Raw genomic sequence first — 11750 nt, 5'->3', positions numbered from 1 at the left:
ATGAGTTATTTAGATAATATTTTGTTCGCCATACTTCTTATAGTTGGTTTCGGTTTTTTTGCAGCGAGCGTAAAAAAGATCATCCGAAACATTAACTTAGGAGTAGATGTAAATCGAAAGGATAATTCTAAAGCGCGCTGGAAAAACATGGCATTGATTGCTCTTGGGCAATCAAAAATGGTGAGACGCCCTGTAGCTGGAATTCTTCATATTTTTGTATATGTAGGTTTCATAATTATTAATATCGAATTACTTGAGATTATTATTGATGGGTTATTTGGAACTCATAGAGTTTTTGCGCCTTATTTAGGAGTAGTCTATGATGTTTTAATTGCTTCATTCGAAATATTGGCAATACTTGTCATTTTTGCTGTAGTCGTTTTCTGGATCAGAAGAAACATTATAAAATTAAAGCGTTTTATAAATCCGGATCTAAACGGATTTCCTAAAAGTGATGCAAATTATATTTTGTATTTCGAGACTGTTTTAATGATTTTGTTTTTATTGATGAATGCTTCTGATTTGCATTTGCAGAATGTTCCTGGAGGATTTTCGCATTTTCATAAAGCAGGAAGTTTTCCGGTAAGTCAGTTTATTGCACCAATGTTTAACGGAATGTCTAACGAATTAGTTGGATTACTGTTTGAAGTTTTTTGGTGGTTGCATATTGCAGGTATTTTAGTTTTCATGAACTACTTGTACTTCTCAAAACATTTGCACATTATTTTAGCTTTCCCAAATACATACTTTGCTAATTTAAATCCGGAAGGTCAGTTTGATAATCTGGCTTCGGTTACAAAAGAGGTGAAGTTAATGATGGATCCTAACGCAGATCCGTTTGCGGCTGCTCCGGTTGATGAAAATGCTGCGCCAAGTAAATTTGGAGCAAGTGATGTTCAGGATCTAAACTGGGTTCAGTTGTTAAACGCTTATACTTGTACAGAATGCGGTCGTTGTACATCATCTTGTCCGGCAAACCAAACAGGTAAAAAATTGTCTCCTCGTAAAATTATGATGGATACAAGAGATCGTTTGCAGGAAGTTGGAAAAAACATTGATGCCAATAAAGGTGTTTTTGTTCCGGATAACAAAACATTATTAAATGATTACATTACTCCCGAAGAATTATGGGCTTGTACTTCGTGTAATGCTTGTGTTGAAGAATGTCCTGTAAATATTAGTCCATTGTCTATTATTATGGATATGCGTCGCTATTTAGTGATGGAGCAAAGTGCTGCACCAATGTCACTAAATGCTATGATGACTAATATTGAAAACAATGGTGCGCCATGGCAATACAGTCAGCAAGACAGGTTAAACTGGAAAAACGAGAATTAAGATTTATTGTTTAAGCGGTTACTTATTTAACCGTTTGATCGATTTTAAAATAATTTCGGTTTTAGTTTTTGTTCATCGCTTAAAGGTGATTGAACAAATTAACGATTAACCGATTTAATAAAAGAATAAGATGTCAGAAAGTTTAGTAGTACCAACAATGGCAGAAATGCTGGCTCAGGGAAAACAACCAGAAGTTTTGTTTTGGGTAGGTTGTGCAGGAAGTTTTGATGATAGAGCAAAAAAAATTACGAAAGCATTTGTGCGTATTTTAAATCGTACTAATGTTTCTTTTGCGGTTCTTGGTACTGAAGAGAGTTGTACCGGAGATCCTGCAAAACGTGCCGGAAATGAATTTTTGTTTCAGATGCAGGCCATGATGAATATCGAGGTTTTGAATGCGTATGAAGCTAAAAAAATTGTTACGGCTTGTCCGCATTGTTTTAATACTTTAAAAAATGAATATCCTGAATTAGGAGGTCAATATGATGTTGTGCATCATACAGAATTTTTGAAGTCATTAATGGATGACGGAAGATTAACAGTTGAAGGAGGTCAGTTTAAAGGAAAGAAAATCACTTTTCACGATCCTTGTTATTTAGGAAGAGCCAATAAAATTTATGAAGCACCAAGAGATTTAATCGAAAAACTTGATGTAGAATTGGTTGAAATGAAGCGTTCTAAAGCGAATGGTTTATGTTGTGGAGCAGGTGGAGCACAAATGTTTAAAGATGCTGAGCCAGGAAACAAGGAAGTAAATGTATTACGAACTGAGGATGCTCTCGAAGTAAAACCGGATATTATTGCAGCGGGTTGTCCGTTTTGCAATACGATGTTAACAGATGGTATTAAACACCAGGAGAAAGAAGGGCAAGTTAAAGTAATGGATATTGCTGAATTAATTGCTAATGCGCAGGATTTGTAAAATAAGGTTCTGAGTGGCTGAGTTGCTAAGGTTCTAAGTTTTGAACTTGATGCTTTTTCAAATCTAAAATCAACAATCTAAAATCTAAAATTAAAAATGTATATACCTTTTGAAGATTTACCAGGCGAATCCAGAATCTGGATTTACCAATCGAACAGAAAATTTTCTGAGGAAGAATTTTCTGAAATAGAAACCTACCTGAAAGCTTTCGTTGAAGGTTGGGCGGCACACGGAACAAGTTTAGAAGCTTCATACCAACTAAAATACAACCGATTCATTATTTTGGCTGTAAATCAGGATGTACAAGCGGCTACAGGATGTTCTATTGATAGTTCGGTAGAATTTATTCAGAGTTTAGAGAAAAAATATAACGTTGATTTGCTAGACAAAATGAATGTTACTTTTAAACTGGGTGAACATATCGCACACAAACCATTAATTGATTTCAAGAAAATGGTAAAAGACAAATCGGTTTCTGAGAATACGATTGTTTTTAATAATCTTGTAAACAACATAGAAGAATACAACGAATCTTGGGAAGTTCCTGCTGCTGATAGCTGGCATAGCAGATTTTTCTAAGAAGAATTTCTAAGATATTTTAAAAGGTATGAAACTTTAAAGTTTTGTACCTTTTTTTTGTTTATGGAAATAAAAATCTTCGCAATCTTGTCATCCTGACGGAGGAAGGATCGCACGAGTGAGTCGGCAAAGATTGACGAGTTACTGTGTGGAGTTTCGTGTGTGATCCTTCCTCCGTCAGGATGACAACATTGTGGATAATGTTCTTATAAAAACTAAAACTTCTAATCTAGCCCCGATGGGAGTGATATCCTTTTTTGCCGGGGTTCGGCAGAAAAGATATAGCGGACAGCGGGAGAGATCGTTCTTTTGAATGGAAATCTTTTGCTCCCTGAAAAAAATAAAAGTTATTTACTGAAACACTTGTAGCGAAGGTTGAAGATCATAAAGGATGGAATTCTTGAATTTTAGACTAATTTTATGAAAATCTAACATTAGTGATACTCGATGAAACGCTATTTTTGAGTACTTTCGTAGTATTAAATTTAATACATGAAAATAGCTATAGTTTGTTATCCGACATTTGGCGGTAGTGGCGTAGTTGCTACAGAATTAGGTCTAGAATTAGCCAGACGCGGACACGAAATCCATTTTATTACTTATAGTCAGCCGGTTAGGTTGGCACTTTTGAATCCTAATGTTCATTATCACGAAGTAAACGTTCCTGAATATCCTCTTTTTCATTATCAGCCTTATGAGTTGGCTTTGTCAAGCAAATTGGTCGATATGGTGAAATTATACAAGATTGAAGTCCTTCACGTGCATTATGCTATTCCTCACGCGTATGCGGGATATATGGCGAAACAAATGCTGAAGAATGAAGGAATTAATCTGCCAATGATTACAACGCTTCACGGAACTGATATTACGCTGGTAGGAAATCACCCGTTTTATAAACCTGCGGTAACATTTAGTATCAATAAATCAGATTATGTAACTTCTGTTTCTCAGAGTTTGAAAGATGATACGTTGAAATTGTTTAAGATCAAGAATAAAATCAAGGTAATTCCGAATTTTATTGAGTTGGATAAAATGAGAAAAGATCCGCAACAGCCTTGTCATCGTTATGTTATGGCTAAGGAAAATGAGCGCATCATAACGCATATTAGTAACTTTAGAAAGGTAAAACGTATTCCGGATATTATTAAGATTTTCTATAATATTCAGAAAGAAATGCCTGCCAAATTAATGATGGTGGGTGATGGTCCTGAAAAAGAAAAAGCCGAGGTTTTATGTATGGAACTTGGTATTTACGACAAAGTAATTTTCTTTGGGAACAGTAATGAAATTGATAAGATTTTATGTCTTACTGATTTGTTCCTGCTTCCGTCTGAAACGGAAAGTTTTGGTTTGGCAGCTTTAGAAGCAATGGCTTGTGGGGTTCCGGTAATTTCTAGTAATTCGGGAGGTTTACCAGAGGTTAATTTTGATGGTATTTCAGGTTACTTGAGTAATGTGGGTAATGTCGAAGAAATGGCGGCAAATGCAATTAAAATTCTAAAAGACGATAAAACGCTGAGTGAATTTAAAGCAAATGCTTTAGAGGTAGCGAAGAAATTTGATATTCAAAATATTCTGCCTAAGTACGAAGCTTTGTATCAAAAGGCAATAGACGATTATAAAGAGTAAAACACAATTTAAAAATACGCGTAAATGAAAAAAGTAATTTCGGTTGTAATAGTTTTTGTTTTGATGTCGTGTGGAGCTAAAAAAACAGCAGATTCAGGTTCGAAAGTCTTGTATGAGATTTTAACGGAACAATCTGATGGTGGCGGAAATATTAAGTTTTTTGAAATTTTGACAGAACCTAATGAAATCAAAATGTTAGAAAATGATCCGCTTTTGAAAGAAAAAATGAAACACGATGATATTAGCAGTTCGAATTATGTGATCTTAAACATGGGTGAGAAAAACACTGGTGGTTACTCGATTGGAGTTGAAAAAGTAGAAGAAACAGATAAGAATATTATCATTACGGTAAAAGAAATAAGTCCTGCTGCAGATGCTATGGTGATGCAGGTAATTACCTATCCTTACACGGTGGTAAAAGTGCATTCGAAAAAAGAAATTATTATAAAGTGATTTACATGCGAAATGTGAAAATGTCTGACTGAATTTAACCGCAAAGCACGCAAAAGTTTTTTTCTATATGTGGCTTATATAAAAACGCAAAGTTCGCAAAGCTTTATATTGACTTAGCTTTGCGAACTTTGCGTTTTTATAAGTGATCCAGAAAAAAAACTTGCGTGCTTTGCGGTTAAATTAACTTTATAGCTGAGACTTCGTTCAGTCTAATAAAAACTAAAAAAATCCTGTCGCTTTTCAACGACAGGATTTCTTTTACAATTATTTTTTAGTTTTAATTTTAGAATCTAAATTTAACTCCTAAACCTACATCAAATCCAAAATTGTCATCGTCGTAATATCCTGATCCAATTTCTGGTCTTGCATCTATTGAAAGTGTAATAGGCGCTTCGCTAAATCTGTATTCTATACCGATGTCTCCAGCTGCAAATACATATGTTCCGCTGTCTTTATATCTAAAATTGTTGTTGTTGTAACTGTGATCCCAGGTAGCAATACCACCACCAACACCAGCGTACCAGTTAAAACCTCCGTCAATGTTCCATACCCATTGGTAAAGACCAACTGCTTTAATAGCGTCTACATTGCTGCTGTTTCTAAATCCTAAATCAAATTCAAGTCTGTTTTTTTGACTTAATCCTAATTGATATGATACCTCGCCACCAAATCCGTTATTGTCTCCTAAACGCAGTCCTAAAGCGTGTTTTGAAATTTCTTGTGATTGGGCCGTAAAAGCTAATCCTAATAGCATAATGGCAGATAAAATGATTTTTTTCATAAAAATGGTTATTAATTTTTTTCAAATGTACTTTGATGCACAACGTTCAAACGTATAATATTTTTGAAAATTGTTATATAATTCACATTTTTGAATAATAACCAAAATTTGTTAAAAGCCACTATATCAGTAATAATGCATGATTTAGCCGGCTTTGGAGCATTTTTTAGGATTATTTTTTTAGGATGATAGAAGAGATTAATTGCGAAGTTAAAATGTCTTCCATTTCAAAAAGGTTCTCTTCTTCGGTAAAATTACTTTCGGTATACGAATATAATTTCCAGCGTTTTTTATGGTATTCTAATGCGGTTAAATTTTCGACCCAATCGCCGGAATTTAAATATAAGGTAGAACCGTTTTTGTTTTCTTTGGTAATAATTTTAGGTTCGTGTATGTGTCCGCAAATTACATAATCGTATTTTTTTTCGATAGCCAAATCTGTCGCTGTTGTTTCGAAATCTGAAATAAATTTGACGGCTTTTTTAACGCTTGCTTTTATTTTTTTAGAAAAAGAATAAGGTTCACGACCTAGTTTTGTCAAACACCAATTGGCAAATCGATTGCTTAAAATAAGATAATCATAACCTAATCCGCCTAGTTTTGCAATCCATTTTGAGTGCTGAACCGAAGCATCGAAAACATCTCCGTGAAAAATCCAGGCTTTTTTATCGTCTAGTTCTAAAACCAGTTTATCGACCAGAGAAAAATTTCCCATATTCATGTCGCTGAATTTTCGAAGAATTTCGTCGTGATTTCCGGTAATATAATACACTTTTGTGCCCTTAGATGCCATCCCGATGATACGCTGAATGACTCTTAAATGTGCTTTAGGGAAGTATGATTTTCTAAACTGCCAGGCATCAATAATATCGCCGTTTAAGACTAATGTTTTGGGTTTAATGCTTGATAGGTAGTTGTTTAGTTCTTTAGCGTGACTTCCGTAAGTTCCCAAATGGACATCTGAAAGAATGACCAATTCGACATTTCGTTTTTTCAATTTTTCTTTTTTTGAAGTTTAACAAATAAAAGAAACTTTGGCGGGCTTTATTTTATCAAAAGGTTATCAATTTGGCTACAATTTTAATAAATTGTGATTTTTAAACTACTTAACCTTTAGTTAATAATACGTATTTTAAATTTTTTAATTTAATTCATAAAACTTACATTTGCTCAAAACTAATTACAATGGCAGGAAATAGCTACGGCACCCTATATAAAGTTACAACATTTGGAGAATCTCATGGTGAAGCTTTAGGCGGAATTATTGATGGTTGTCCATCAGGAATTGAACTTGATTTAGAAGCAATTGAATTTGAAATGTCCCGAAGAAAACCAGGACAATCAGCAATTGTAACACAACGTAAAGAACCGGATGCAGTGCAGTTTTTGTCTGGTATTTTTGAAGGTAAAACTACCGGAACTCCTATAGGTTTTATTATCCCGAATACGAATCAGAAATCTGATGATTACTCTCATATAAAAGACAATTACAGACCAAGTCATGCTGATTATGTATACGACCAAAAATATGGTTTTCGTGATTATCGCGGTGGCGGAAGAAGTTCTGCAAGAGAAACAGCAAGCAGAGTAGTAGCCGGGGCCATTGCAAAGCAAATGTTGCCGGAAATTAAAATTAATGCTTATGTTTCGTCTGTAGGGCCAATTCATTTAGATACACCATACCAGGATTTAGATTTTTCCAAAATAGAAAGTAATCCAGTTCGTTGTCCTGACGAAAAATCAGCAGCGATTATGGAAGAATACATTCGTGATATCCGCAAACAGGGAGATACTGTTGGTGGAGTAGTTTCATGTGTAATTAAAAACGTTCCGGTTGGTTTAGGTGAGCCGGTTTTTGATAAACTTCATGCTGAATTAGGAAAAGCAATGCTTTCTATCAATGCTGTAAAAGGTTTTGAGTACGGAAGCGGATTTTCTGGTTCTGAAATGAAAGGAAGTGAACACAACGATTTATACAATCCTGACGGAACAACAAAAACAAATCTATCAGGAGGAATTCAGGGCGGAATAAGCAACGGAATGGATATTTACTTTAGGGTAGCTTTTAAACCTGTTGCGACTATCATGCAAACTCAGGATTCATTAGATAATAAAGGAAACATAACACCAATGACGGGTAAAGGCCGTCATGATCCGTGTGTTGTGCCGCGTGCCGTGCCTATTGTAGAGGCTATGGCAGCAATTGTTTTGGCTGATTTTTATTTAATCAACAAAACATATTAATAAAAATTAAGACAGTGAGGGTCTTAATATTTTAATTCTAAATAAAAAAATTAATGCAAGTAACAGAAACTAAAAAAAAATCATTCCTTAAAGGGTTAACTGGGCAAATAGTAATTGCAATGGTGCTTGGGGCAGCGTTAGGAATTGTGATTCATAACTCAATTTCGCAGGAAGCTGCACTGTCTTTTAGTAATAAAATAAAAATGCTTGCAACGATCTTTATCAGATTAGTGCAAATGATTATTGCTCCTTTAGTTTTTACCACATTAGTAGTAGGAATTGCAAAACTGGGTGATATAAAAACGGTGGGAAGAATTGGAGGAAAAGCACTTGCGTGGTTTTTTACAGCTTCTTTCGTATCCTTATTGATTGGATTATTTTTTGTGAACGTTTTAGAACCTGGAGTTGGTTTAAAATTAGAGCACGTAGATATGGCTGCGGCTTCTGAAGTTACAGCAAAAACAAAAATATTATCGGTTGAAAATTTCGTAGAGCATATTGTTCCTAAAAGTATTTTTGAGGCAATGGCAACCAATGAAATTTTACAAATTGTAATATTCTCTATCTTCTTTGGTCTAGCAGCGGCTTCATTGGGAAGTACAGTAAAACCAATTATAAATGCTTTTGATAAAGCGTCGCATATTGTTTTAAAAATGGTAAACTATGTAATGAACTTTGCTCCAATTGGGGTATTTGGTGCTATTGCAGGAGTTTTTGCTATTAGAGATGCCGAAGAATTGATTATTACTTATTTTAAATTTTTCGGATCATTTTTAGTCGGAATCAGTACATTATGGGTAGTCTTGATTCTTGTTGGGTATATGTTCCTTAAAGGAAGAATGACGGAGTTATTAAAACGTATTGTTGGGCCATTGGCAATTGCTTTTGGAACAACAAGTAGTGAAGCAGTTTTTCCTAAATTAACGGAAGAATTAGAAGATTTTGGTGTAAAAAACAAAATTGTAGCATTTATGTTACCGCTTGGTTATTCGTTTAACCTTGACGGAAGTATGATGTACATGACTTTTGCCAGTATTTTTATTGCTCAGTTTTATGGCGTTCATTTAGATTTAGGAACGCAAATGGCGATGCTTTTGGTTTTAATGTTAACCAGTAAAGGTATTGCAGGTGTGCCAAGAGCAAGTTTAGTGATCGTTGCTGCTACTTGTGGTATGTTTAAAATTCCTGTAGAAGGAATCGCCCTGATCTTGCCAATTGATCACTTTTGTGATATGTTCAGAAGTGCTACCAATGTTTTAGGTAATGCTTTAGCAACTTCGGTTGTAGGACAATGGGAAGATGATAAAGAAGATACTATTGAAGGACTTGAAGAAGTATAGTCCGGAAAATTAATTGATACTTTTTAAGTGAAAAACCGTAATGAGAATACTTTCATTACGGTTTTTTATTTATTGCTATTTGTGATTGCTTAGAGTCATCATAAGTAGGATAAAAATATTGATTATTATTACTTTACGTTATCAAAAAACATACTGCTATTTTGAACTTATAAAAATGTATATTTGGATAAACATTTCCCAAATTATGTCTTATTACAGGTTTTATTTTTTAGTTTTTGTTTTTCTAAATTTATTTTGTCCTGAGCTCGTTGCTCAGACTGGTAGCGTATCAAATGAAATAGTTAAAGATTTAACCAAAGAAGCCTGTGATTTTTTAGATGATACCAATTACGAAAAGTCTTTAGAGAAATCCGGTATAGCCTTACAGCACGCTTTTAATATAAAAAATGACACCTTAATTTCTCGAAATTACAATATCATAGCGATTAACTTTCATGAGTTGGGAGAACTTGATAAAGCAGATTTTTTTTACCACAAAGCTTTATCTTATGCTAAAAGATCTAATATCGTTAGTTTACGAATGATGATTACAAGTAATTTAGGAAACCTGTGTTTTTTTGAAAGAAAATTGTACAGAGACGGAATTGCGTATTACAAAGAATCATTAAAATTTGGCGATAACTCAAAATATGCTGAAGAAGTTGCGATAACGAATCTTAATATAGTATGGTCTTATTTTAAGATTGGAAATTTTAAAGAAGGTTTGCCTTACCTAAAATATATTAATAAAAATCAGAACGATTTAAAAGGAAAGTCAAATGATATTGCGTTGAATTTTTTAAACGGAATGTATTGGTCGAATGAAAATAAAAACGATAAGGCAGATAAATATTTTTCAAAAGCCATTTCTTACGGAGAATCTATAGATGAAAAAACAGATTTGTTGTATGCGTATTTAGAGTATTCGAAGTTTTTAAATAAGATTGGTAAGTTTGAAGATGCTTATAAAAATATGCTGTCTTACAATACGATCCGGGATGAAATGACCAATAAAGAAAAACTCAAGCGCGCTTCGATTGCCGGTTTTAATCTTGAGTTAGACGAATACAAAAGACAAATTGATAAAATCGAAAACGAAAAAGATTCGCAATATCAAAGTCTGAAAAAATCCAGGATTATTGTCATCTTGTTTGTGCTGATTTCCTTTATACTTGTTTTTCTTATCATTACGCTGATTAAAAATATCAAGTTTAAGAAAAAACACAATTTAGAGCTTCTAAGGGCGAAAGAAATTGCAGAAGAAGCTTCGATGCTTAAAACTCAATTTATTTCGACTATAAGCCACGAATTGCGTACTCCGTTGTATGGTGTAGTCGGAATTACGAATATGCTGCTGGAGGAACACAAAGAATTGTCAAGAAGTCAGCATTTAAGTTCCTTAAAATTTTCTGCCCGATATTTATTGTCATTGGTAAACGACATTCTTCAAATTAATAAAATTGAAGAAAATAAAGTAGTATTAGAGAATCTGACCTTTAATATTTCGGATGAAATTACAATGATCAAAAATTCCCTTTCATTTTTATCTCAAAAAAACAACAATACCATATCAGTATCTATTGATCCTGAGATTCCGGAATATTTAATTGGAGATAAATTAAGGCTGGCGCAAATCCTGATGAATTTAGTGAGCAATGCCTTAAAATTTACCAAAGATGGGGAAGTCGAAATCATTGTTAAACTTAATAAGATAGAGGGAAAGATGTATTATCTTGATTTTTTAATTAAAGATAATGGCGTTGGAATTGCGATCGTTGACCAAGGGAAAATCTTCGAAAAATTTGTTCAGGTAGGCAGAAAAGACGAAGATTATCAGGGAACAGGATTAGGACTGAGTATTGTAAAACGATTGCTGGGACTTTTTGGAAGTACAATTAGTTTAAAAAGCAATATTGGCGAAGGAACTTCATTTTCGTTTGTGATTCCTTTTGAACATGATCCGCAAAAGACTAAAAAGATTATAGATGAAATCGAGGTAGATTTAACTTCGAGCGATGTTTATAAAATACTGATTGTCGAGGATAATCTGATCAACCAGCTGGTTACCAAGAAAATTATCGAAAAGAATAATTATATCTGTAAAGTCGTTGATGATGGTTTTGGAGCTTTAGAAATATTAGACAAAGAAGATTTTGATCTTATTTTAATGGATATTAATATGCCTTTGATGAATGGATTTGAAACGACTAAAAGAATTCGTTTAAAAGGCATAAAAACGCCAATTGTAGCCTTGACAGCTTTTGATAAAGATGAAATAACAGATGAAGCAATTTCGTCAGGAATGAGCGATATTATCATCAAGCCTTTTGAGCCGGTAAAATTGTTTAAAATTATAAGTTACTTAATACACGAAGCAAAAAGCGAGGCGAGTATAAAAAACTAAACACGAATTTCAATAATTGCTGCTGAAATCTCTCTTATTAAATTAATTAGAAATTAACTT

The 11750-nt window shown here is 33.7% G+C and carries 10 protein-coding genes; 8 read left to right on the top strand and 2 right to left on the bottom strand.

Annotated features, from left to right (window positions below):
- The 5 genes from L0669_RS20445 to L0669_RS20425 all read left to right on the top strand — a co-directional run bounded on the left by L0669_RS20445 (position 1) and on the right by L0669_RS20425 (position 4921).
- Positions 1-1338, top strand: coding sequence for a 4Fe-4S dicluster domain-containing protein (locus L0669_RS20445; RefSeq protein ID WP_263759734.1), 1338 nt, complete (start codon positions 1-3; stop codon positions 1336-1338).
- A gap of 130 nt (positions 1339-1468) precedes the next feature.
- Complete coding sequence (locus tag L0669_RS20440; protein WP_173972176.1) at positions 1469-2260, top strand: (Fe-S)-binding protein; 792 nt, start codon at positions 1469-1471, stop codon at positions 2258-2260.
- Positions 2261-2356: 96 nt separating this feature from the next.
- The gene (locus L0669_RS20435) at positions 2357-2839 is read left to right on the top strand and encodes an ABC transporter ATPase (RefSeq protein WP_263759733.1); all 483 of its coding nucleotides are present in this window, start codon (positions 2357-2359) and stop codon (positions 2837-2839) included.
- Positions 2840-3331: 492 nt separating this feature from the next.
- A complete protein-coding gene (gene bshA, locus L0669_RS20430) occupies positions 3332-4468 on the top strand; it encodes an N-acetyl-alpha-D-glucosaminyl L-malate synthase BshA (RefSeq protein WP_263759732.1) in 1137 nt (378 codons plus the stop codon).
- 24 nt (positions 4469-4492) lie between these two features.
- Positions 4493-4921: a protease complex subunit PrcB family protein gene (locus tag L0669_RS20425; RefSeq protein WP_263759730.1), complete on the top strand. Its 429-nt coding sequence runs from the start codon at positions 4493-4495 to the stop codon at positions 4919-4921.
- A gap of 283 nt (positions 4922-5204) precedes the next feature.
- Here the strand turns inward: L0669_RS20425 and L0669_RS20420 are convergent, their stop codons facing one another.
- Together L0669_RS20420 and L0669_RS20415 are read right to left on the bottom strand one after the other, a co-directional pair.
- Complete coding sequence (locus L0669_RS20420) at positions 5205-5702, bottom strand: hypothetical protein (RefSeq protein ID WP_173972180.1); 498 nt, start codon at positions 5700-5702, stop codon at positions 5205-5207.
- 172 nt (positions 5703-5874) lie between these two features.
- Positions 5875-6699: a UDP-2,3-diacylglucosamine diphosphatase gene (locus L0669_RS20415; RefSeq protein ID WP_173972181.1), complete on the bottom strand. Its 825-nt coding sequence runs from the start codon at positions 6697-6699 to the stop codon at positions 5875-5877.
- Positions 6700-6887: 188 nt separating this feature from the next.
- Between L0669_RS20415 and aroC the strand changes: the two genes are divergently transcribed.
- From aroC to L0669_RS20400, 3 genes are all read left to right on the top strand, one after another.
- Positions 6888-7946, top strand: a complete 1059-nt coding sequence (gene aroC, locus L0669_RS20410; protein ID WP_173972182.1) for a chorismate synthase — start codon at positions 6888-6890, stop codon at positions 7944-7946.
- 53 nt (positions 7947-7999) lie between these two features.
- Positions 8000-9286 carry a dicarboxylate/amino acid:cation symporter gene (locus L0669_RS20405; protein ID WP_173972183.1) on the top strand — a complete coding sequence of 429 codons (1287 nt, stop codon included), beginning with the start codon at positions 8000-8002 and terminating at the stop codon, positions 9284-9286.
- Between the two features lie 175 nt (positions 9287-9461).
- Positions 9462-11690, top strand: coding sequence for a response regulator (locus L0669_RS20400; protein ID WP_263759728.1), 2229 nt, complete (start codon positions 9462-9464; stop codon positions 11688-11690).
- The last annotated feature ends 60 nt before the right edge of the window (positions 11691-11750 follow it).

It is taken from the genome of Flavobacterium bizetiae (assembly GCF_024271895.1).
In the GTDB taxonomy this organism is placed as follows: Bacteria; Bacteroidota; Bacteroidia; order Flavobacteriales; family Flavobacteriaceae; genus Flavobacterium; species Flavobacterium bizetiae.
The sequence above is the reverse complement of the archived record's forward strand: the minus strand, read 5'-3'. Positions and strand labels throughout refer to the sequence as shown.